This window comes from Rosenbergiella australiborealis, assembly GCF_018494035.1.
Taxonomy (GTDB): Bacteria; Pseudomonadota; Gammaproteobacteria; order Enterobacterales; family Enterobacteriaceae; genus Rosenbergiella; species Rosenbergiella australiborealis.
Map to the genome: position 1 here is coordinate 49,184 of NZ_JABBFO010000004.1, position 24,109 is coordinate 73,292.

General features: G+C 47.1%; 18 protein-coding genes and 1 pseudogene. 3 read left to right on the plus strand and 16 right to left on the minus strand.

What is annotated here, in order from left to right; translation table 11 throughout:
* The first annotated feature begins 105 nt into the window (after nt 1–105).
* The gene (gene elyC / locus HGT73_RS06040) at nt 106–864 is read left to right on the plus strand and encodes an envelope biogenesis factor ElyC (RefSeq protein WP_214212773.1); all 759 of its coding nucleotides are present in this window, start codon (nt 106–108) and stop codon (nt 862–864) included.
* 29 nt (nt 865–893) lie between these two features.
* On the opposite strand, the gene kdsB is transcribed toward elyC, so the two are convergent.
* The 8 genes from kdsB to cmk all read right to left on the minus strand — a co-directional run bounded on the left by kdsB (nt 894) and on the right by cmk (nt 9,945).
* Complete coding sequence (kdsB, locus tag HGT73_RS06045; protein WP_214212774.1) at nt 894–1,640, minus strand: 3-deoxy-manno-octulosonate cytidylyltransferase; 747 nt, start codon at nt 1,638–1,640, stop codon at nt 894–896.
* A 2-nt stretch (nt 1,641–1,642) separates the two neighbouring features.
* Nucleotides 1,643–1,819, minus strand: a complete 177-nt coding sequence (locus tag HGT73_RS06050) for a Trm112 family protein (RefSeq protein WP_214212775.1) — start codon at nt 1,817–1,819, stop codon at nt 1,643–1,645.
* A gap of 45 nt (nt 1,820–1,864) precedes the next feature.
* Nucleotides 1,865–2,860 (minus strand): tetraacyldisaccharide 4'-kinase, encoded by a 996-nt coding sequence (lpxK, locus tag HGT73_RS06055; protein ID WP_214212776.1) that lies wholly within the window; start codon nt 2,858–2,860, stop codon nt 1,865–1,867.
* Entirely contained in the window at nt 2,857–4,605 is a 1,749-nt protein-coding gene (gene msbA / locus HGT73_RS06060; RefSeq protein WP_214212777.1) for a lipid A ABC transporter ATP-binding protein/permease MsbA, read from the minus strand. Before msbA ends, lpxK begins: the two co-directional genes overlap by 4 nt.
* Before the next feature lie 34 nt (nt 4,606–4,639).
* Nucleotides 4,640–6,889 carry a DNA internalization-related competence protein ComEC/Rec2 gene (locus HGT73_RS06065; RefSeq protein WP_214212778.1) on the minus strand — a complete coding sequence of 750 codons (2,250 nt, stop codon included), beginning with the start codon at nt 6,887–6,889 and terminating at the stop codon, nt 4,640–4,642.
* 182 nt (nt 6,890–7,071) lie between these two features.
* Nucleotides 7,072–7,356: an integration host factor subunit beta gene (ihfB, locus tag HGT73_RS06070; RefSeq protein WP_214212779.1), complete on the minus strand. Its 285-nt coding sequence runs from the start codon at nt 7,354–7,356 to the stop codon at nt 7,072–7,074.
* A 104-nt stretch (nt 7,357–7,460) separates the two neighbouring features.
* The gene (gene rpsA / locus HGT73_RS06075; RefSeq protein ID WP_214212926.1) at nt 7,461–9,137 is read right to left on the minus strand and encodes a 30S ribosomal protein S1; all 1,677 of its coding nucleotides are present in this window, start codon (nt 9,135–9,137) and stop codon (nt 7,461–7,463) included.
* A gap of 121 nt (nt 9,138–9,258) precedes the next feature.
* Nucleotides 9,259–9,945 (minus strand): (d)CMP kinase, encoded by a 687-nt coding sequence (cmk, locus tag HGT73_RS06080; protein WP_214212780.1) that lies wholly within the window; start codon nt 9,943–9,945, stop codon nt 9,259–9,261.
* Between the two features lie 170 nt (nt 9,946–10,115).
* Here cmk and HGT73_RS06085 point away from each other — a divergent pair, with 170 nt between their 5' ends.
* Nucleotides 10,116–10,307: a YaiA family protein gene (locus HGT73_RS06085; protein WP_214212781.1), complete on the plus strand. Its 192-nt coding sequence runs from the start codon at nt 10,116–10,118 to the stop codon at nt 10,305–10,307.
* A gap of 39 nt (nt 10,308–10,346) precedes the next feature.
* On the opposite strand, the gene HGT73_RS06090 is transcribed toward HGT73_RS06085, so the two are convergent.
* The 3 genes from HGT73_RS06090 to serC all read right to left on the minus strand — a co-directional run bounded on the left by HGT73_RS06090 (nt 10,347) and on the right by serC (nt 14,453).
* Nucleotides 10,347–11,966, minus strand: a complete 1,620-nt coding sequence (locus HGT73_RS06090) for a peptide ABC transporter substrate-binding protein (RefSeq protein ID WP_214212782.1) — start codon at nt 11,964–11,966, stop codon at nt 10,347–10,349.
* A gap of 63 nt (nt 11,967–12,029) precedes the next feature.
* Nucleotides 12,030–13,310 carry a 3-phosphoshikimate 1-carboxyvinyltransferase gene (aroA, locus tag HGT73_RS06095; protein WP_214212928.1) on the minus strand — a complete coding sequence of 427 codons (1,281 nt, stop codon included), beginning with the start codon at nt 13,308–13,310 and terminating at the stop codon, nt 12,030–12,032.
* A gap of 57 nt (nt 13,311–13,367) precedes the next feature.
* Nucleotides 13,368–14,453, minus strand: a complete 1,086-nt coding sequence (serC, locus tag HGT73_RS06100) for a 3-phosphoserine/phosphohydroxythreonine transaminase (protein WP_214212783.1) — start codon at nt 14,451–14,453, stop codon at nt 13,368–13,370.
* Between the two features lie 194 nt (nt 14,454–14,647).
* On the opposite strand from serC, the gene ycaO reads away from it, so the two are divergent.
* Nucleotides 14,648–16,408: a 30S ribosomal protein S12 methylthiotransferase accessory factor YcaO gene (gene ycaO / locus HGT73_RS06105; protein WP_214212784.1), complete on the plus strand. Its 1,761-nt coding sequence runs from the start codon at nt 14,648–14,650 to the stop codon at nt 16,406–16,408.
* Between the two features lie 33 nt (nt 16,409–16,441).
* Here the strand turns inward: ycaO and HGT73_RS06110 are convergent, their stop codons facing one another.
* From HGT73_RS06110 to HGT73_RS15045, 5 genes and pseudogenes are all read right to left on the minus strand, one after another.
* Entirely contained in the window at nt 16,442–17,602 is a 1,161-nt protein-coding gene (locus HGT73_RS06110) for an MFS transporter (RefSeq protein WP_214212930.1), read from the minus strand.
* Between the two features lie 137 nt (nt 17,603–17,739).
* Nucleotides 17,740–19,032 (minus strand): serine--tRNA ligase, encoded by a 1,293-nt coding sequence (serS, locus tag HGT73_RS06115; RefSeq protein ID WP_214212785.1) that lies wholly within the window; start codon nt 19,030–19,032, stop codon nt 17,740–17,742.
* A gap of 72 nt (nt 19,033–19,104) precedes the next feature.
* The gene (locus tag HGT73_RS06120; RefSeq protein WP_214212786.1) at nt 19,105–20,451 is read right to left on the minus strand and encodes a replication-associated recombination protein A; all 1,347 of its coding nucleotides are present in this window, start codon (nt 20,449–20,451) and stop codon (nt 19,105–19,107) included.
* A gap of 16 nt (nt 20,452–20,467) precedes the next feature.
* On the minus strand, nt 20,468–21,079 hold the full coding sequence (gene lolA, locus HGT73_RS06125; protein ID WP_214212787.1) for an outer membrane lipoprotein chaperone LolA: 612 nt from the start codon (nt 21,077–21,079) through the stop codon (nt 20,468–20,470).
* Nucleotides 21,080–21,241: 162 nt separating this feature from the next.
* Nucleotides 21,242–23,425: pseudogene (locus tag HGT73_RS15045) on the minus strand (DNA translocase FtsK); the annotation flags it as partial.
* Nucleotides 23,426–24,109 lie beyond the last annotated feature (684 nt).

Consider the following 24,109-nt stretch of genomic DNA (forward strand, 5'->3'; position numbering starts at 1 on the left):
CGACAGAAGAAATATGCTATTTTGTCACAGCTCTCCCCTTAATGGAGCTGTCGTTGACATAATCCTGTGTTGGGTGCTGTTTTTTCGTTCAATTCGGTAGGTATTATGCTATTTACATTAAAAAAAATAATAGGTGGCCTACTACTGCCGCTCCCTCTATCACTGATTATTCTCGGTATTGGGCTTTTATTGTTATGGTGTAGTCATCGACAACGTCTAGCAAAAATCCTCCTCACTGGCGGATGGGGACTCCTGCTACTACTGAGTTTACAACCGGTGGCAGATGGCCTACTTACTCCCTTTGAGAATCAGTATCCGACACTGAATCATCCCCCGAGGGTTGCGGCGATTGTCGTGCTCGGCGGCGGTTATACCTACAATCCAGAATGGGCACCGAGTTCTAACCTGTTAGGCAATAGTTTACCGAGAGTCGCTGAAGGTGTACGGCAATGGCGGATGAACCCAACGGCAGAACTTATTTTTACCGGTGCAGCAGCGAGTGATAATTCCCGCAGTAGTGCCAGTGTTGCCGCAGAAGTGGCACAAACACTCGGTGTTCCAAAAGATAAGCTCATTACGTTAACGTCACCTCGTGATACTCATCAAGAAGCGCTAGCAGTTAGGCAGCTTATTGGGAATAAGCCCTTTATTTTAGTGACCTCTGCTAACCATTTACCTCGGGCTATACGCTTTTTTACCGCAGAGCAACTATCGCCAATCCCCGCTCCGGCTAACCAACTCGCTATTCATTCCCCTCTGAACTTTTGGGAACGAATATTGCCTTCCTCTTTTTGGTTGGGACACAGTGAACGAGCATGGTATGAGAGTCTTGGAAGGGCATGGCAATGGGTAACACAACGCTAGACTAAGAAGGCTAACGTTGTGTTCGGGTGTTATCGTAATACGTCACGGACTCTTTCAAGATCTTCAGGCGTATCCACGCCAACGGCAGGTATTGCCGTAGCTTGGGCAACATGAATCTTTTCACCGTTCCATAGCACACGGAGTTGCTCAAGCAATTCACATTGTTCTAAGGGACAAGGTTCCCAGCGGATATAGCGACGGATAAAACTGGCACGATAGGCATAAATGCCAAGATGACGCTGAAACTGATCACCAATCGCGTCTTGAGATTGGGCAAAGCGATCACGGTCCCACGGAATGGTGGCTCTTGAAAAATAGAGTGCAAAACCCTGTTTATCAGTCACCACTTTTACCGCATTCGGGTTAAAGGCTTCGTGCGCATCAGTGATTGGAGCGGATAAAGTCGCCATTCCACATTCTGCACTGGCAAGATTATCAGCAACTTGCTTAATAATTAATGGGGGTATTAGTGGTTCGTCCCCCTGCACGTTCACGATAATCGTCGAGTCATCAAAGCGGTATTTTTCAATAACTTCTGCTAGGCGCTCAGTGCCCGATTGATGATCAATGCGGGTCATACAAACTTCACCGCCAGCGGCAGTTACCGCAGCAGCAACGTCCATATGGTCAGTCGCGACAATAACTCGGTCGGCACCTGCCGCCCGAGCTTGGTTAAGCACATGGATAATCATCGGCTTGCCATGAATATCAGCAAGCGGTTTCCCCGGTAACCGAGAGGAAGCATAGCGAGCCGGGATAATAACAACAAAACCCATGGTTAATTCTCGTCCACAGTTAAATTACGCGCTTCATTTTCCAATAGCACAGGGATGCCATCCTGAATAGGGAAGGCTAACCCATCGAGCTTACAAATTAATTCTTGTGTCTGCGGCTGGTAGTCAAGCTTACCATGACAAACTGGGCAAGCGACGATTGCTGCTAAACGATGATCCATAACACCTCCAGATGAATAAACGACGTCGACTACCAGGACGTTGTCCTATTGAGTAGTCGGAAGTAAAGCTAATATTTTAGTCAGTAAAGCTTGCGTATCGGACTGCGACAATTGTGCTTCGACCGGTAAATACCACCAATTATGTTGGGCAAAAGGCTGGCATTTCACCGCGTCTTTTTCTGTCATCAGTAACTGTTGTTCGCCGCTGGCGAGTACCGCTAACTCTTCTGAAGTATAAGCATGATGATCTTGAAATGCATACTCGGCCACAGGTTGAATACCGTTAGCACGAAGCGTTGAAAAAAAACGAGGGGGATGTCCAATACCTGCGAGTGCGACTGAAGGTTTATCGGTGAACTGTGCAAGGGGAACAGATTGCCCAGTAACAAGATTGACTAACTTACCCGGCATGAGTTGCATCGCCAGTTCACCCGCTTGTGCGACCCCACCATTAGTGATCACCGCATCAACCTTACGCAGCCGTGATGCACGCTCTCTCATTGGCCCTGCCGGTAGCCACCAGCCATTACCAAAGCGTCGTTCACCATCAATAACGACAATTTCAACATCACGCTGTAACGCATAGTGTTGCAAACCATCATCGGTAATCACGATATCGATATCTTTGTGTGTGCGGAGCAGAGACTGAATCGCTTCGCTGCGCTTCGGTGCAACTGCAACGGGTACGCCCGTTCGCTGATAGATCAGAACAGGTTCGTCACCCGCCTGTTGGGGAGAGGTTTGAGTATTAAGTAAGAGTGGATATTGCGATGCGTGCCCTCCATAACCGCGGGAAACGACCGCAGGCACCCTTCCATGTTGTCGAAGCTGCTCCACGAGCCAAATAACAACAGGCGTTTTACCATTTCCACCTGCCGTGAGATTCCCCACCACGACTATAGGAATCGGGGCTTTCCAACTTTTCTTGATACCAAGGCGATAAGCAAGCCGAATGCTGGCAGTTATTGCGCCATAAAGCCAAGAAAGTGGCAATAACGCTCGCCACCATCCTGACTCTCCACTCCACAAGCGACTGATCATTGTCCAAACTGTATACGGTGAAGTTGAGCATAGGCACCAGCCTGCGCTAACAGTTCTTGGTGGGTACCGCGCTCAATGATTTGTCCATCTTCGACCACAACAATAAGATCTGCATTTTCGATGGTCGATAAGCGGTGTGCAATGACTAGCGAAGTCCGGTTACGTTGTAATTCATCCAGTGCAGACTGAATTGCGCGTTCAGACTCCGTATCCAAGGCTGAAGTAGCTTCATCGAGGATCAAAATAGGACAGTCACGTAACAGAGCACGAGCTATCGCAATCCGTTGGCGTTGCCCCCCGGACAATAACACGCCATTTTCACCGATAACGGTATCTAGCCCTTTCTCCATGCGCGAGATAAAGTCCATGGCATGTGCCATTTTAGCGACTTGTTCAATATCTTGGCGGCTATATTGGTCTGAACGTGCATATGCAATGTTGTTAGCAATCGTATCGTTAAATAAGTGAACATTTTGGGATACCAAAGCGACCTGATTACGTAACGATTGCAGTTTATAATCCGTGATTTCATGACCATCCAACAAAATTTGTCCTGATTGAATATCATAAAAACGCGTTAATAAGCTGGCAAGGGTGGATTTACCCGAACCGGAGCGCCCGACCAGTGCAACAGTCTTACCCGCAGGCAGGGTCAAGTTAATATTTTTTAGCGCCGGCGTTTCGCGCCCAGGATAGGTAAAGGTCACGTCACGAAATTCAATATCACCTTGCGCCCGCTCGGTCGTGTATTGACCATCGTCCACTTCCTGCTCTGCATCAAGAATACTAAATAGAGTTTGGCAGGCCGCCATTCCTCTTTGGAATTGGGCATTAACATTGGTCAGCGACTTTAACGGTCGCATTAGCGCTATCATCGATGAGAATACGACGGTGATAGTTCCAGCGGTTAACGTATCCATTACCGCAGGAAAACTTGCGGCATAGAGAATAAAAGCTAAGGCTAATGAAGCAATTAATTGAATAATCGGATCAGAAATTGACGAAGCACTGACTAATTTCATGCCCTGCTGACGCATGCGATTACTCACCGTAGCAAATCGTTGGGATTCGATCTCTTGGCCACCAAAAATCAACACTTCTTTGTGGCCTTTTAACATCTGTTCCGCACTAGTCGTCACTTCACCCATTGTATTCTGCATCGTTTTACTAATATTACGAAAACGCTTAGAAACGAGACGGATAGTGAAAGAGACTATCGGGGCCAGTAGGATCAAAATCAACGATAATTGCCAACTGTAATAGAACATCATGATAAACAGGCCGATTATCGATGCCCCCTCTCTCACTACCGTCACCAACGCACTGGACGATGAGGAAGCAACTTGCTCGGAATCATAAGTGATTCTTGATAGTAGAGTACCGGTTGATTGCTGATCGAAAAAAGAGACCGGCATACTCATCATATGAGAAAAGAGATTACGGCGCATACCCATGACGACATTCCCTGATACCCATGAGATACAGTAACTGGAAACATAGCTGGTGACTCCACGGATAAGCATAAGCCCTATTACCGCTAATGGCATCCACAGTAGAACCGATTTATCTGCCTTACCAAACCCGTCATCTAGTAACGGTTTAAGCAGTGATAACATTAAAGTATCCCCCGCTGCATTGATAATAAGGGCGACAGCAGCAATACAGAGGCCTGCTTTATGTGGGGCTATCATTGGCCAAAGGCGACGAAACGTCTGCCACGTTGAGAGATCTTTATCTAAGTGCATTATTTCTTCACGTTTTTTAACATCGGCGGGTAGTTTACCCGTAATCCGGTTTTACACCAAACCATTGATGGTACCATCGAGGTGAAATTTGATCACGCAATTGTAATAGCTCGACTTGATGAGTCCTGACACGTATCGATATTTGCCCAGCTTGTGCCGTATCCATCCAAAAAATACCGTGATCGTAATAACGTTTTACAATCGGTGTGGCCGGTAAACGCCACGCGTTATATCGTGCTACCGAGGCTAACGCCACATCGGCGTTAAATTTGCGTAAAAATAATGAGGTAGAAGACGTGCGGCTGCCATGATGAGGCACTTGTAGCCAACTCACAGGTAGGCCTGATTTTTCTAATTCGACTAACCGTTGTTCGGCTTTTTTTTCTATATCACCGGTTAATAACAAATGATGTTTTCCGTCGCTAATATACAGCACACAAGAGTCATTATTTTTCCCAGCGGTCTCCATTTTTTCAGGTAATAACACGCGAAAGGTTAACGCCTTCCACTGCCACTGTTCCCCGCGTTGACAAGGGAGTGCGCCAGGATAAGGGAATGCCGTCTTCACGGATAAATTTGGCCATACCTTTTGTAAACTTTCTAACCCGCCTATGTGGTCACTATGACGATGGCTAATAATGGCGGTTATAGGAACGATCTGCTGGGATTGTAACCAAGGGGTGATAATACGCTCACCTGCATCCCCTTCTTGCCAGCGGTTACCTGTGTCGTAAATTACCCCCTCTTTACCTTGACTAATGATAACGGCTAATCCATGCCCCACATCCAGCATATCGACACGCCATACGATATCTGACGGCTGAGTACGCCAACTTATTACCGTTAGCAGTATTGTTCCCAAGCTGAGCGGAAATTGCCGCCACCAGTAAAAACGAATAAAGAGTAATCCCCCCCATACCCCACACACAAAGAGAGGAGCCGTTGTTAGTGCATACCATCCGCCTCGTTGTAGGGTTAATGCATCAAATAATAGTTGGTACATCGCATCATGGATGCCCAGTAGTCCACGACTTAACAATATAGGCCACGGCAACATCAGGAGTAAGGAGAGCGGTAATGCCCCTAGGCTAATAATGGGAATAGCCACTAGGTTCGCGCCGAGAGCGGTCAGACTAGTCCCGTTAAAAAAGAAAACTTGGACAGGAAGTAAAAGTAGCATTATGCCGATTTGTAGATGCAGTAGACGGATAAGTGCGTACCTTTTTCTCTGTTGATATTTAGGGGGCAGTGGAAACCATCGGTACCACAGTAGTAAAGCCAGTACCGCAAGTGCGGATAACCATAAGCTGTCCGACAATATCATCAATGGGTTAATCAGTAATAAACCGGCTATACAGAGTAGAAGAACTTGGAAACCCGAAAAATTAATTGCGTGGCGTTTCGCGATTAACCAACAGGTCAGGGCAAAAATGGCACGCATTGCGGAAGGTTGCCCCCCTGAAAGGTAGCAATAAAAGCCGCTTGCTATCCATCCCCCTATTTCTGCGACAAGGGGGCGAGCTAAGGCAATAGGTAGTAGTGGCTGTACAAGACTAATAGTTCTGCTTACGAGTAAAAAAACCAAACCGATATGCATTCCTGAGATAGCCATAAGGTGGCCAGTCCCCGTTTCGCGAAAAAGTTGATTAACTGAAGGGGAAATACCGTCACGGAGCCCAAAGACGAGTGCGCGTGATAACCCCTGCCAAGGTGAAGAAGCACTGTTTTTTTGAAAAAGTTGCTCGAGCTGATAACGAAATGAACACTGCGTTGTGATGGGCGTTTTAGATAAGATTTTTCCTGAAAAGAGCGTATCTTTTGCTAACGCATTACGCTGACGGTCATAGCCACCTTCATTGAGTAAACTGTGTACAGGCCGTAAGGCTAATTCCATTAACCAACGCTGTCCTGGGCAATAGGCGTGGATCTCCTCCTGATAAATCCATGCTTCATAAACTGGAAATTGTAGCTGACCATTCACTTGTTGAAGCGCGAGTTTCATTCTCCCCATTAGTGGCTGTACTTCACTCACTGTTACGACAGCGACAATCGGCCGCTCACTCCATAGTGTCATTGTGGTAAGCGCAGCATGGGCGATAAGTTGGTTTACGGCACAAAGCAGTATTACCACACCAAGATAGTGAAAAAACGTTTGTTTCACCCGGATAAGGTAGATCGCGACTGGTATTCCAATTAACAGAATGGCGACATCGATAAGTGTAGATAAAAAGAGTAACGGTAAGCAGGCAAAAATTACCAGTCGGGCATAAGGAAGAAGTTGCATTGTTTCTCCGCTTAAAGCAGGAGAAATTACGCGAACAAGAAATGATGAGAAGAGAAAAATTAAGAAGTTACGATAATCTGCTTAACGCGGAATAACGTACATAGCTCAACTCACTACGATTTGTGAGCCAGCCTCAAAGAAAAAACGATACCTTAAGATATCGTTTTTTTAAAACTGTACTTTTAGCCTGGAAGATTAGCTCTATCGCGAAGCTCTTTACCGGGTTTGAAGTGCGGCACATACTTGCCCTCTAACTCCACTTTTTCGCCGGTCTTCGGATTGCGGCCAACACGTGGGGCACGGTAGTGCAAAGAGAAACTACCAAAACCACGTATTTCAATACGGTCTCCCTGCGCTAAGGTCGAAGCCATATATTCCAGCATCTCTTTAACAGCATCTTCAACAGCTTTTGCAGGGATTTGAGTCTGCTGGGCTGCGAGGCGTTCAATCAGTTCAGATTTAGTCATTAATCCTCCGGGAATATCCTGTAAAGAAAGACAGTTTTAAAAAAAGCCAAGAGTGAAAACACCCTTGGCTAGTTGGGAGGATGTCACCACCCTCCTTTCGGCAATTACTCGCCTTTAGCTGCTTTAAATGCTTCAGCCATTGCGTTAGAGAAGTTGCCTTCATCTTGTTGCTTGTTATTCACAGCAGCAACAGCATCTTTCTCATCAGCTTCGTCTTTAGCACGTACAGACAGAGTTACAACACGGTTTTTACGATCAACACCGGTGAATTTCGCTTCAACGTCATCACCAACATTCAGAACCAGAGTTGCATCTTCAACGCGGTCACGTGAAGCTTCTGAAGCGCGTAAGTAACCTTCAACACCATCAGCCAGCTCAACAGTTGCGCCTTTAGCGTCGACTGCAGTCACTTTACCGTTAACGATAACGCCTTTCTTGTTTACCGCAACGTAGTTGTTGAATGGATCTTCAGCCAGTTGTTTCACGCCTAAAGAGATACGCTCACGCTCAGCATCAACTTGCAGAACTACTGCAGCAATTTCGTCGCCTTTCTTGTATTCACGAACGGCTTCTTCGCCAGTTGCGTTCCAAGAAATGTCAGACAGGTGAACCAGACCATCGATTCCACCGTCAAGACCGATGAAGATACCAAAGTCAGTGATTGACTTGATTTTACCTTCAACGCGATCGCCTTTGTTGTGAGTTTCTGCGAAGTGCTGCCACGGGTTAGATTTACATTGCTTCAGACCCAGGGAAATACGACGACGCTCTTCGTCAATGTCCAGAACCATAACTTCAACCACATCACCTACGTTAACAACTTTAGATGGGTGGATGTTTTTGTTGGTCCAATCCATTTCAGAAACGTGTACCAGACCTTCAACGCCTTCTTCGATTTCTACGAAGCAGCCGTAATCAGTCAGGTTAGTCACACGACCTGTCAGCTTGGTGCTTTCTGGGTAACGTTTAGCGATAGCAACCCATGGATCTTCGCCCAGTTGTTTCAGACCTAATGATACGCGAGTGCGCTCACGGTCAAACTTCAGGACTTTAACATTGATTTCGTCACCGACATTCACGATCTCGCTTGGGTGCTTAACGCGCTTCCAAGCCATATCAGTGATGTGCAGTAAGCCGTCAACGCCGCCCAGATCAACGAATGCACCGTAGTCAGTCAGGTTCTTAACGATACCTTTAACTTCCATGCCTTCTTGCAGGTTTTCCAGCAATTGATCACGTTCAGCGCTGTTTTCAGACTCGATCACCGCGCGGCGAGAAACCACGACGTTGTTACGTTTCTGATCCAGCTTGATGACTTTAAATTCTAACTCTTTGCCTTCGAGGTGCAGAGTGTCGCGAACTGGACGTACGTCAACCAGTGAACCTGGTAGGAACGCACGAATTCCGTTCAGCTCAACAGTGAAGCCGCCCTTGACTTTGCCGTTGATAACACCGGTAACAGTTTCAGCATCTTCGTAAGCTTTTTCCAGCGTGATCCAAGCTTCGTGACGCTTAGCTTTCTCACGGGACAGCAGGGTTTCACCGAAGCCGTCTTCTACTGCGTCCAGCGCAACATCAACTTCGTCGCCTACCTGGATTTCCAGTTCGCCAGCTGCGTTTTTGAATTGCTCTGCAGGAATTGCAGATTCAGATTTCAGGCCCGCATCAACTAGGACAACGTCTTTGTCGATAGAGACAACAACGCCACGAACGATGGAACCCGGACGGGTTTCGATTTCTTTCAGGGATTCTTCAAATAGTTGAGCAAAAGATTCAGTCATATTGATAATCTTAGGATTCTTCAATTTAACGTCCATTGGACCTCATGTCTAATGGGGTTGTTTAACATTCTTCACACCATCCATGGAATGAAGCTACAGCATTCTGTTTATTTTAGCACAATTATACGCCGAAGTTAGGCAATTTTTTGCGAATATATTCTACGGCTATCTCGGTCACTTTTTCGATATTAATTCCAGTAGAATCAATAACTAAGGCATCATCTGCCGGCACTAAAGGCGCAACGGCACGATTACGATCGCGTTCATCACGTTCGATCGTCTCTGCTAAAAGGCGCTCAAAGTTAACATCTACACCGGCTTGCTGCAACTGCTGACGGCGACGCTCTGCACGCTCTTCAGCACTCGCATCGAGGAAAATTTTGACGGGTGCATCCGGAAAAACGACCGTTCCCATATCTCGCCCATCGGCAATCAACCCCGGTAATTCACGGAAATTACGCTGTCTACGTAATAACGCTTCTCGTACCCGAGGAAATGCGGCAACCTTTGATGCCGTGTTACTGACGTCTTGTGTGCGGATAGCCGCAGTCACCTCTTCACCTTCTAAGATAACTTGAGTGTGAAACTGTTCTACCCTAAATTTAACATCTAAGTGCGCGGCAAGCGGCACTAATGCCTCTTCTTGCGTAATATCGACTTGATGGTGCAAAGCAGCTAAAGCGAGGACGCGATAAATTGCTCCCGAGTCCAATAAATGCCAGTTCAGCGCTTTCGCTAACGCTTTACATAGCGTGCCTTTCCCCGCACCGCTTGGCCCATCAACTGTAATGACTGGAATGGTAGCCATCTCCAACTCCTTGCTACTTGGCAACAAAATCCGGTGAGTATACCTCATTCCCAGACGGATCGTTACTACTCGCTGCATGGCACTGACTTGCACAACGTATGACCTTGTCTACACTTGATGAAGTAAATGATTAACCACAACCACTGAGTTAGCTATTTTGGAGGCGAGTTATGGCAGGTCATCCCCCCTATCCCCGTAAAGCATGGATTGTTGAGATTTCTGATGGCAAGGGTGACGGTAAGATTGGGCATTATGAATTAAGAGCCGACCATCCTTATGAAGATACCCTCATCAGCCAGCATGGTACCCGCGAAGATGCGGAAGATGCCAAAACACGTTATATAGGCGAAGATAAAGAGTAACCATTAAGGCCATGTGTCGACGACACATGGCCTTTGTGATTAATGCTGACGAATATACATATCTTGTGTCTTATAAAATCCTAAGCGGCTGACGAAAACGCCCCCCACCCAAGGTTTCACTAAAATATTCTGTACATAATAATAAAGGGGAATTGCCGGTACATCATTGCTGAGAATATCGAGCGCTTGCTGGTAATCTGCTTTCGCTTTTTGTGGTTCGGTCTGCTCGGCCGCGTCATTCACTAGACGATCGTAGTTGGGATTGCTGTATTTACCATCATTTTGCGTATCCCCTGTCATAAAGTTATTCAGGAACGTCGGTGGCGCATCATAATCGGCGAGCCAAGATTGGCGAATAAGTTGAAAATCACCATTATGTTGCGTTTGGATCAATGTTTTCCACTCTTGATTACGTAGGGTGATCTGCGCGCCTAAATTCTTTTTCCACATAGAGCTTAGGGCGATAGCTATTTTTTGGTGATCTTGCTGTGTGTTATACAACAACTCTGCCTTCAGCGGCTTGTCTGCGCTAAAACCCGCTTCGGCCAGTAATTTTTTCGCTTGCGCAATACGTTGTGCCGGGGTCCATTGTGCAATTTCAGTTGGCTGGTAGGTTTCTCCGCCAATATGTAACGGCATTAAAGTCCAGGCCGGTTCTTGTCCCATGCCTAAGACTTTATCGGTGATCACCGATTTGTCGACGGCCAAATTCAGCGCCATACGCACACGTTGGTCATTAAATGGCGGTTTATTGAGATTAAACCAATATTCGTAGACGCCCAGTAGCGGCGTTTGTTTAATTTGATCAGGAATCGTTTTCTTGATTTGTGCAAAGTTAACCGTAGGTATTGTGTCTGTTATATCAATTTCACCACTCTGATAGCGGTTTAACGTAGCGGAAGGTTCAACGATAGGTAAGTAAGTGACCTTGTTGATAACCGTGCTCGCATTATTCCAGTAGTGCGGGTTACGTTCGGACACAAAACGTTCGTTGATCACCCATTTACTCGGTTTGAAAGCCCCACTGACAACAATATTGGCAGGCTGCGTCCATTTCTCACCAAATTTTTCGACATTCTGTTGATTCACCGGGTAGAAGCTTGGCGATGCCGCGGCTTGCAGAAACCACGAAACGGGCTGAGAGAGCGTTACTTGGAAGGTTTGCGCATCTAACGCTTTAACCCCTAAGGCTGAAGGGGGAAGCTTCCCATTCATCACCGCATCACCATTAAGAATATGAATTGCACTGATGTAAGATTGGTAAGGTGACGCTGTTTTCGGATCCGCTAATCGTTGCCAGCTATAGACAAAATCTTGTGCCGTAATAGGTTGTCCGTTCGACCAAGTAATCCCCGGACGTAAATGGAAGGTCCAAACTTTATTATCTTGGTTATCCCACTTTTCGGCTAACTCTGGATGAACCTTCCCTTCGCTGTCTAGGGCTACAGCGCCTACGAAACTGTCGAGGATAATATTGAAGGCGTCGTTACTTTCTGCCAGTTGTGGGTCAAGGGTTGCCGGATCAGAACCATTATTTCGGGTCACCTGTTGCTGATTAGCAAGTATTGTTCCAGCCGGTACTACAGCTGCTTGAGTGGTACTCACCGCACCTAATCCTAATAATGCCATGATTGATATGGATAGAATTTTGCGTTGCATTGTTACCTCATCCCCTGTAAGTATAAAAAAAGCGAGCTTGAGCGCTCGCTATAATAGTTATTATCAATGCTGGCTGATCGACATAAGTCGTTCAAAATAGTCGGGAAAGGTTTTCGCCGTACATCCCGGGTCGAGGATAGTGACCGGCGTGTCAGACAGTGCGACCAGTGAGAAACACATCGCCATACGATGGTCATTATAAGTCTCGATTTCAGCATGAATTAGCTGGTCAGGGGGCGTGATAGTGATGTAATCCTCACCTTCGATCACTTCTGCACCGACTTTACGTAACTCAGTCGCCATCGCAAATAGACGATCAGTTTCCTTCACCCGCCAATTATAAATATTGGTCATGGTTGTCGTGCCTTTTGCAAATAAGGCTGTGGTAGCAATGGTCATCGCCGCATCAGGAATATGGTTCATGTCCATCGTAACCGCTTGCAGCGGCGCTCCGGTGCAGGCAATAAAATCATCACCCCATTCGACCTGCGCGCCCATTTTTTCGAGTACATCCGCAAAACGCACGTCACCTTGAACACTCTTGCGTCCGATTCCTGTCACTTTCACCGTTCCACCACGAATCGCAGCGGCAGCTAAAAAGTAAGAGGCTGAGGAGGCATCGCCCTCCACCAAAAATTCACCGGGTGCTTGGTAGTGTTGTTGTCCTTGAATAACGAAGCGTTGATAATTTTGGTTATCCACCGAAACCCCAAACGTCGCCATCAGATTAAGGGTAATATCGATATAAGGTTTGGACACGAGCTCACCTTTAATATCGATCACCGTTTCACCTTGTGTTAAAGGAGCAGCCATCAGTAATGCGGTTAAAAATTGACTAGAAACTGAACCATCTACACGTAGTGTTCCGCCACTAAAGCCCCCTTGTAAACGGATCGGTGGGTAGTGTTCATTTTCTAGGTAAGTGATTTTCGCCCCGCCTTCACGTAACGCATCTACCAAGTGACCAATCGGCCTTTCTTTCATTCTGGGCTCGCCCGTTAGCACAATGTTGTTATCGGCTAAACAAAGTGCCGCTGTCAGTGGACGAATTGCCGTGCCAGCATTACCCAGAAAAATTTCCAACTGTTCTGGGGTTTGCAGTGGGCCTGCGATACCTGTCACAGTACATTCTGTACGATCGGCGGAGAGCGTATAGTCAATACCCAATGCACTCAGCGCATTCAGCATATGCCGTATATCATCGCTATCGAGCAAATTAGTGAGACGAGTGGTTCCTTTCGCCATCGCGGCTAGTAACAATGCGCGGTTGGACACGCTTTTAGAACCCGGTAAATTTACCGTTCCCTCGATGCGAGAGATAGGTTGTAGAGTCAGAGATTGCATTACATTACTCATATAACGACTTTCCCCCTGTAAGGGGGAAAGTGAAAAAGTTAACTATTAACCGTGTCGCTTAGCGAAGTCTTGCATGAAGTTGGTTAATGCTTGTACGCCTTCGAGTGGCATTGCGTTATAAATCGAAGCACGCATTCCTCCCACCACGCGGTGGCCTTTTAATGCATGAAGGCCGGCTGCTACAGACTCGTCTAAAAATAATTTATCGAGTTTGTCATCCGTCAGTTGGAATGGAACATTCATTTTAGAACGGTTACGTTCCAAAACAGTATTACGATAGAAATCGCTATTATCAATAGTGCTATACAGCAGGTCTGCTTTCGCTTGGTTATGCTTAGCCATTGCGGCAATTCCACCTTGCGCTTTCAACCATTTAAAGACTAAACCAGATAAATACCAAGCAAAGGTCGGTGGCGTATTAAACATTGAATCGTTGTCTGCTAGCGTTTTGAAATCTAAGACCGATGGGAATTGTTGCAGGGTTTTTCCTAAGAGATCTTCACGCACAATGACCAAGGTTAATCCAGCAGGGCCGATATTTTTTTGCGCTCCTGCATAGATCACACCGTAACGGTTGATGTCTAAAGGGCGAGAAAGGATAGTTGAAGAGAGATCAGCAACCACGACACGATCACCGAAATCAGGTTCTTCATCAATCGCCGTGCCGTCAATCGTCTCATTCGGGCAATAATGCACATAGGCTGCATTATCGTTAAGTTGCCACTGATTCATCGGTAACAGCGCGACCTTACCATTTTCGGTCGTTTTTATATCAATGACATTAGGCGTACAGAATTTCTGCGCCTCATTGATAGCACTGTGTGCCCAATAGCCACCGTCGATATAATCCGCATGTTTTGCTGATCCGAGCAGGTTAGCAGGAATCGCTGCGAATTGGGCCCGTGCGCCGCCCTGACAAAATAGGACTTTGTAGTGAGCAGGAATTGCCAGCAAATCGCGGAGGTCTTGTTCTGCGGTCTCGGCAACCGCAATAAACTCTTTACTACGATGGCTGATTTCCATCACTGAGGTCCCTAGCCCCTGCCAGTCAAGCAGCTCAGCTTGAACTTGTTCTAACACTGCTTTTGGTAACATAGCGGGACCGGAACTAAAATTGAACACCTGCGTCATTGACCTTCACCCTTTATTATTCTGTCGAATCATTTGCGCTAAGGTATCGGTTTTATCACTGCCAGAATATTGCTGCAATAAATAATCTCTTCAATAATAAAGATTGCTGCAAATCCCCGCACAACGATAGCCGCTGACAGTGAAAAAACGTATGATAGAGGCCATCATTTCTTGATTAACCAGAGAGCGCCACCATGACGCAGACCTTTATCCCCGGCAAAGATGCCGCCCTTGAAGATTCTATTAGCCGTTTTCAAGATAAACTTCAGCAGCTCGGCTTTACTATCGAAGAAGCCTCATGGCTTAACCCTGTCCCTAATGTTTGGTCTGTGCATGTCCGCGATAAAGATTGCGCACTCTGCTTTACCAATGGTAAAGGAGCGACTCAAAAAGCCGCTTTAGCGTCGGCACTCGGTGAATATTTTGAACGTTTATCGACTAACTACTTCTTCGCCGATTTTTGGTTAGGTGAAAAAATCGCTAACAGTCCTTTTGTTCATTACCCGAACGAGAAATGGTTTCCACTTACAGACGATGACTCGCTGCCTGAAGGTATTCTCGATCCTAAGCTGCGGGCGTTTTACGATCCTGAAAATGAACTGAGCGGATCTGACCTGATCGACCTGCAGTCAGGTAATTATGAACGTGGTATCTGTGCCCTCCCTTTTGTCCGCCAGTCTGATTTACAGACCGTCTATATTCCAATGAATATCATCGGTAATCTGTATGTGTCTAACGGGATGTCTGCTGGGAATACCGCCAATGAAGCGCGAGTTCAAGGATTGTCCGAAGTCTTTGAGCGTTACGTTAAAAATAAAATTATCGCCGAATCGATTAGCCTGCCGGAAATACCGGCTGACGTATTAGCTCGCTACCCTAGCGTTACCGAAGCTATCGCCCGTTTAGAAGCAGAAGGCTTCCCGATTCTGTCTTACGACGCCTCGCTCGGGGGCAAGTACCCCGTCATCTGCGTCGTATTATTCAACCCTAGCAATGGTACCTGTTTCGCTTCCTTTGGCGCCCACCCAGATTTCGGTGTCGCTCTGGAGCGTACGGTCACCGAATTGCTACAAGGCCGTGGATTAAAAGATTTGGATGTCTTCACTCCTCCCACGTTCGACGATGAAGAAGTAGCTGAACACACGAATCTCGAAACCCACTTTATCGATTCAAGTGGCCTAATTTCTTGGGATATGTTCAAAGAGGGTGCAGATTATCCTTTCGTCGATTGGTCGTTCTCAGGCACGACCGAGCAAGAATTCGCGACGTTAATGGCTATTTTCCAACACGACCAGCAAGAGGTCTATATTGCTGACTATGAGCATTTAGGCGTGTATGCCTGCCGTATTATCGTGCCGGGAATGTCAGATATTTATCCTGCCGAAGACCTGTTATTAGCCAATAATAATATGGGCGCTGATTTACGCGAAATCATTCTGTCATTACCCGGCTCAGAGTGGGAACCGGAGGAGTATCTGGCGTTAATCTCTACGCTGGATGATCATGGTTTAGATGACTTTACCCGTGTGCGTGAGCTGCTGGGTATTGCAACAGGAAAAGATAACGGTTGGTCTACCTTACGCGTTGGCGAGTTAAAATCGATGCTTGCTCTGGCAGGGGGGGATATTGACCAAGCCTTAACTTGGGCTGAATGGACTATTGAGTTTAATGGTTCAGTATTCAGTGCTGAGCGTGCTAACTACTATCGCTGCTTACAGACATTGTTGTTACTCGCACTGGAAGATGAGCGTCAACCTGTTGACTATCTGAACGCCTTTAACAAAATGTATGGCGTCGAGACAGTGGAAGCTGCTTCTGCTGCCGTCAGTGGTGAGGCACCATTCTATGGCCTACAAATCGTAGATGCTGAACTAAAAGCCTTCCCGGCGCATCAATCTTTATTAGCGGCCTACGAAAAGTTACAAGTGGCTAAGCGCCAGCATGCACAAGGCTAATTAAGTGGGAAAGGCCTCAATCGAGGCCTTTTTTTATGCATGGGCAATAGGGTTAGCCTGCTGATCGGTTTTACGTAATAACATCATTAGATAAACAAACGAAACCGTCGCAATCATCACAAAAAGAATATTGTCTGACCAGGTTTCCATGAGTAAAGACGTTATAGCCGGTCCTACCAAACTGCCTGCTGTATAACTGAGCAATAAGGCTTGATTCATCGGAATCAGCTCAGAGTGCGCCACTTTCTCGCAGGCCCAAGCCATTGCAATCGGATAGAGCGTAAAACCCGCACTACCAAGAATAAATAAGCCTGCGACAAGTGAAGCGTTCATCAGCATGGAAAGTGCCGCTAAGATGACCACAAAAACCTGCACACGTAACACCAACAACCGACCATAGCGATCAGCCAGTTTCCCTAACGGCCACTGGGCAATAATACCCGCGCTGATTAATAGTGCCATCCAGTCACCAACATGACTATCACTCATGCCTTTATGCGACAGATACAAGGGCATCAGGCCATAGAGCGATCCCAAGACCACACCAGAAATAATGCATCCGTTGATCCCCAACCGTGACTGACGTTGAAAGAACATCTTCATTACGCCGGGTTGTTTTGGCGTTTCTAATGCCTCTTCTGCTTGACCGGCACTGACCACCACAAATAATAACGGAATGATCGCTAGCATCATTAGGGCGACTAATGCAGGGATCAATGTCGCCATAGAGAGAGGAAGTGCGCTAATAAATAGTTGACCTAACACGGTTCCCATGTAGTAAACAATCATATAAGCAGCAAGTAGACCGCCGCGACTTGAAAGTGTACCGGCACAAAGAAGAGCACTCTCGACGATGACCCAAAGTAAGGCACAACCATTACCCGCAATAAATCGCCAAAATGCCCATGTTTCAAATGCATGGCTGAATACCAACATTAAGGTCGCAATGGCGAAAAGAGCAGTCGCTAAATAATAACTTCGGTTAAAACCAAGGCGATTAATCAATTTTCCCGCAAACAATGTTCCGGTTAAATTACCGGTAAAAAAAGCCGAGCTGATCAATCCTATCTGTAGGGTCGACCAAGAGGCGTGGGAAAGCCATAGTGGGATTTGAGTATTCAGCACAGCAATACATACCGTTAACAGCAGTAGACCACTTAATAAAAGCACTACTGGACGTGAAAGCGCCGACATGATCGTTGAGATAGCTCGAAAAAGGGAAAGTGTGCGAATAATGGCAGGGATTGCGTTAATGTCAATCGAGGGTAATTTGATAAGGCACTTTTTGTTTTCAAGCAATCCCCCGTCTAGATTACGGGGGATTGTCGAGATTAACCGATGATATCAAGACCTTTCATATAAGGTTTTAACACCTCAGGCACTTGGATACGGCCATCTTCAAGCTGGTAGTTTTCTAACACCGCCACCAGCGTACGACCGACGGCTAAACCTGAACCATTTAGAGTATGAACTAGGCGCGTCTTACGATCGCTCTTCGAGCGACAACGTGCTTGCATACGGCGAGCTTGGAAATCGCCCATATTTGAACAGGACGAAATTTCACGGTAGGTATCTTGAGCTGGTAACCAGACTTCTAAATCATACGTTTTACACGCACTAAAACCAATATCACCGGTACAAAGTAGGACTTTACGGTAAGGTAGCTCCAGCAGCTGTAACACTTTTTCTGCGTGGCCGGTCAATGTCTCAAGGGCATCCATTGACTGTTCTGGGGCAACGATCTGGACCAGTTCGACTTTATCAAACTGGTGCATACGTATTAATCCACGAGTGTCACGACCGTATGATCCGGCTTCAGAACGAAAACAAGGGGTATGCGCTGTAAACTTCAGAGGTAGCGACTCCTCGTCAATAATTTCATCACGCACTAAATTCGTCACAGGGACTTCTGCCGTTGGGATCAGGGCATATTGACTGTTACCCGCCTCTTCGTCCAGCGGACGCGTATGGAAGAGATCGTTGCCAAACTTAGGCAATTGACCCGTACCGAATAACGAATCATGGTTGACCAAATACGGAACATACAGTTCAGTATAGCCATGCTGCTCAGTGTGCAGATCTAGCATAAATTGTGCTAAAGCACGATGCAGGCGCGCAATCTGCCCTTTCATCACGACAAAACGAGAACCGGTTAATTTTACCGCAGAAGCAAAGTCCAATCCGCCACTGATTTCGCCAAGGTCAACATGATCTTTTACGTTGAAGTCGTATTTTTTCGGCGTACCCCAACGTAAGATTTCTAGATTTTCTGTATCATCTTTACCATTAGGGACTACGTCGTCCGGGATATTAGGCAAAGTCAATGCTAATTGACGAATATCATTAAGCAATGTATCAAGATCAGCTTTAGCCTTATCGAGTTTTTCACCCAGAAGATTCACTTCATTGCGTAGTGGCTCGATGTCCTCACCACGTGCTTTCGCTTGACCGATCGATTTTGATCGTGCATTACGTTCCGCTTGCAACGTTTCCGTTTCGACTTGTAGTACTTTACGACGCTCTTCAAGCGCACATAATGTTTCTACATCCAGAGTGAATCCTCGGCGTGCCAGTTTTTCTGCAACTGCGTCTGGCTCATTACGCAGCAGATTGGGATCGAGCATGCTAATCCTGTTTAAGTAAGTGAAAAAACAGTCGTAGTTAACGACGACGATAAGTGTCAGATTACCGGAATGTTAATTGCTGCGGTAGCGTTTTGTCTGACTATTATGATCCTGTTGTGCAAGCCAGGAGAGTTTTTCGGCGATTTTACCTTCGAGGCCACGCTCGGTAGGATGATAATAATGCGTGTCAGCCATTTCACGGGGAAAATAGTTTTCTCCCGCCGCATAGGCATGAGGCTCATCATGAGCATAACGATACTCTTTTTTAAGTCCCATCTCTTTCATTAACTGCGTGGGCGCGTTGCGTAGGTGGTCGGGGACATCATAGTCTGGCCTATTGCGTGCATCCTGCATCGCTTGGTTGAACGCAGTGTAGACTGCGTTGCTTTTTGGCGCACACGCCAGATAGACCAGCGCCTGGGCTATCGCCCTCTCCCCTTCCGCCGGACCCACTCGGGTATAACAGTCCCATGCTGCGAGCGCGACTTGCATACCGCGAGGATCGGCATTACCGACATCTTCCGATGCAATAGCCAATAAACGACGTGCGACGTAGAGGGGATCGCCGCCCGCAGTAATGATTCGTGCATACCAGTATAAGGCCGCATCAGGGGCTGATCCGCGAACAGATTTGTGCAGCGCAGAAATTAAATCGTAAAAGCGGTCACCTTTATTATCAAATCTCGCACTACGCTCGCCAGCGATTTCAGTTAAGAATTGCGGCGTAAGTATGCGTTGGCCTTCTGATCCCTCGGCCATATCCGCCATCATTTCTAGCGTATTCAGTGCCCGTCGTGCATCGCCATTCACGAGCTCTGCTAGCATACTACGCGTCTGCGTGGGTAAAATCAGCCCTTGACCGGCCAAGCCCCGCTCTTTATCTTCCATTGCCTGATCCAAGATTTTTTCAATCTCAGAGTGAGTTAATGACTTTAAGAGATAAACACGCGCCCGCGATAACAGCGCAGAGTTAAGTTCAAAAGAAGGGTTTTCCGTGGTAGCGCCAACAAAAGTGATAGTGCCATCTTCAATATGCGGTAAAAATGCATCCTGCTGACTTTTATTGAAGCGGTGTACCTCATCCACAAAGAGTATTGTACTGTGACCCGCCTGACGATTGACCCGCGCACGATCAATAGCCTCGCGGATCTCTTTGATGCCAGAAGTGACCGCTGAAACTCTTGATACTTGTGCTTGGGCATAGTGCGCGATGATCTCCGCAAGGGTCGTTTTTCCTGTACCCGGAGGCCCCCAGAGTATCATCGAGTGTAAGTGCCCCGCTTCAATCGCTTTAGCTAACGGTTTACCGGGGGCAAGAATATGCTGCTGTCCAACATATTCTTGCAGAGTCGTTGGACGCATTCTGGCGGCGAGAGGTTGCAATGCAGCGGGCGCAAACTCTAACGAATAATTACTCACGCTAACCCTTTTTCACTTATTGACGTTGGTCATCGACCGTCACACCTTTTGGCGGTGTGAATTGAAACTTCGAGGCTTCGATAGCCCCATTTTTTTGGCTTTTCAATTGATAGCGACTATGTTGGCCTTCTTGATCAATAGCACTAAATTGGTTGATGGTACCTTCTGGCGTCACATCAATGCTGAACTGTTTTAAGTTACTTCCACCACTCTTGGGTGTAAGCGCAAAGTGATCGCCCTGCTGCTTCACATTATAGTTCTTCCAATCACTGCTTTGGTTTCGCGCGATTAGCATAAAAGGCGTATTGCTGGTCGCGTTCTTAAGCCAAGTTGCGCTGACTTGCTCAACAAATGGGTTATAAAACCACAATGTTTTTCCATCAGAAATGATTGTGCTTTCATCCGGGGCTGTCATATGCCAGTTAAAAAGACTCGGACGCTTTACCCATAGCTCACCTTGACCTTGCTGAACGTTAGCGCCAGAACTGTCAGTCACTGTTTGAGTAAAGCTAGCATGGAAGCTATTCACTTTATTAAGACGAGATTGCAATACCGAAGCGTCATCTGCGAAAACCGGTGCAGCAAGCAAACCCGCAATGAATCCTGTGGCAACGATAATCTTTTTCATTACTGGTAATTCCTTTAAATATTCATACCTGTGGTTCAATAACTGTAGCCACAACTTGAACCATCGAATAGGGGAATGGGACTAAATAGCATATTGGGGCATTCTTTTGATAAACAATAGGCCAGCATAAACTCTGGCCTATTTCCCCGTACTGAGCTTCACTTACATTTCATGTGGAGGGGGTGACAGCACTTCACGATTACCGTTGTTCCCCGGCTCGGAGACGATTCCCTGAGCTTCCATTTGCTCAATAATACGTGCCGCACGGTTATAACCTATACGAAATTGACGTTGGACGCCGGAGATTGATGCGCGTCGTTTTTCAACCACGAAGGCGACGGCTTGATCGAAAAGTGGATCGAGATCTTCACCGTTACTGTCCACACCGCCAGCACCACTTTCGTTTTCATCACCGGCAGTAATGCTATCGATATATTGTGGGCGACCACGCGCTTTCCAATCTTGAACCACAGCGTGGACTTCCTGATCACGGACAAATGCCCCGTGAACACGCACTGGCATGGATGAGTTTGGTGGCATGTAAAGCATATCCCCCATCCCCAATAGTGATTCGGCTCCAGCTTGGTCAAGAATAGTCCGTGAATCAATTTTACTCGAAACAGTAAAAGCAATACGGGTTGGTATGTTCGCTTTAATTAACCCGGTAATGACATCGACCGATGGACGTTGTGTCGCTAATACTAAGTGGATCCCTGCCGCACGTGCTTTCTGAGCAAGCCGGGCAATGAGTTCTTCAACCTTTTTCCCAACAGCCATCATCAAGTCAGCAAACTCATCGACCATAACCACGATATAAGGCAGTTTTTCTAAGACCGGAGGCTGGGTGTCCATGCTATCACCCGGCTTCCAGAATGGATCAGGAATAGGACGGCCCATCGCTTCGGCTTGTTCAATTTTTTCGTTGTAGCCCGCTAAATTTCTCACTCCCAACGCTGACATGAGTTTATAACGTCGCTCCATCTCCATTACACTCCAGCGCAGAGCATTCGCAGCATCTTTCATATCGGTGACCACTTCGGTCAGAAGATGGGGAATCCCCTCATAAACTGACAGTTCAAGCATCTTCGGGTCAATCATAATGAAACGCACTTCATCCGGCGTCGCTTTGTAGAGGATGCTTAAGATCATGGCATTAACCCCCACTGACTTACCCGAGCCTGTGGTACCGGCAACCAGTAGATGCGGCATCTTTGCAAGGTCCGCAACGACTGGCTCACCCGAGATATCTTTACCAAGCACAACACTGAGTGGCGAGGGATTATCGCGGAAAGCTGGACAATCGAGTACCTCGCGCAGATAAACCGTTTGGCGATGCTGGTTAGGTAATTCCAATCCAACATAAGGTTTTCCAGGGATCACTTCCACTACCCGCACGGCAATGGCGGAAAGTGAACGAGCCAAGTCACGAGATAAATTAGAGATCCGTGCAGCTTTCACACCTGGAGCGAGGTCCAGTTCAAATCGGGTGATGACAGGGCCAGGAGAGATCCCCACCACATCAGCTTTAATACGAAAATCTGCTAATCTTGCTTCGACCAATTGACCCGTCTGCTCAAGCGCAAACATGTCTACAGGTTCTTCTTCCAAAGGGGGTTGTGTCAAGAGATCCAAGGTTGGCAATGGCGTCGTAGGCTTTGCCAGAGGCTGTTCATGCCGAACGAGGAAAGGATGAAATAGACTATCCTTTGGTGCTGTCTCGGTACTGACAGGTGAAACAGGCTTCTCCTCAACCACTTCTTTGGGCGGTGCGGCGGGTTGTACCGGCGCCGAAGGCTCAACTGGAGTCAAGGTAAACAACGGTTCACTAGGTGACTCATCCACCAAATCCTCTATCGGTGAAAAATTGAAATCCGAAAGATCTAACAGTGCTGAAGTTGCTGAGTGTTGTGTGTCTTGCGGCTGATCATAACGTTGTTGCTGAGCCACCTGAAACTGACGAGCAAGATGTTCTTGTTGTGCCTGCTCTTCAACGTCATGAGCGTCATGGTCATAGTCTACCCGATTACTACTCTCGATCGTATGCGCCGAAATCGGCTCAGACGGTTGAACTTGCTGCGATGAATAAGGTGTCATTGGTTGTTGAACGTCATTCACTGACTCTTGCTCAGCTACCGTATCAACGTGACGAGTTTTTTCTTCAGCTTGACGTTGCGAAGGTAATTTAATCCCATACGATGCTAATTCACGACGTGTTGGGATTCGTACTGGATTAGGGCGAGGTAATTCCGGGCCAATACCTTGTTTGACCTGAGAGGAGCTTCCCGTTTCCTTGCGTTTTTGACCGGACAAGTCAGGTGTGGATAATTTTCCCATACTCGCTGCCGCAGCGAAAGGCGAAAGCGCTTTTGTCGCAGGCGCTGCTGAGGGTTTCGGCGTAGCAATGGCCGATACTGTCGGCGCTACGACGGTTGCGCTATCCAAGTCATCTGCCACGGTTGGAACCACAGGTTGGTTCTCAGTACTATTTTGCAGCACTGGCTGATATGCTTGGCGCTCGACAGGGATATCAAAATGGTAATGTGGCTGAGCCGAAGCCTGACTGACCGAGTGTGATGGCATCTGTGCCGGTGGTACCCTAATCTCGTCTTGCGAGGTCCTCGCCACAACCGGCGTTTCCATAGAGGGATGCGTAACCACGGGCGTTACATCAGAATGCTGATCAATAGTCTCGGGGGCGAGCTCAGCCGTGGGAGTTTCTTTCTCGATCACGTCATCTACGGGACGTGGCTGATAATCCAACAGCGGATCGTAGTCTAGCAACGGATCGTAATCGTGCTGCTCAGTAGTTGCTGAAGGCGTTGGACGTGGTGCAAGTAAGGGGTCGTCCTCATAAGGGGCAGTAGCATTACTCGCGCCTCGACTGACTAAGCGACGAAAAACACTTTTTCCATTTTTTTGAGTGACAGCTTCAGGTGTCGGTAGCTCAGCCAAAGAAGTTGGCGCTTCATCCTGTTCCTCCCAAAATTCTTCATCTCGACGGTGGCTAGCGAATGTCATCACGCGCATCAC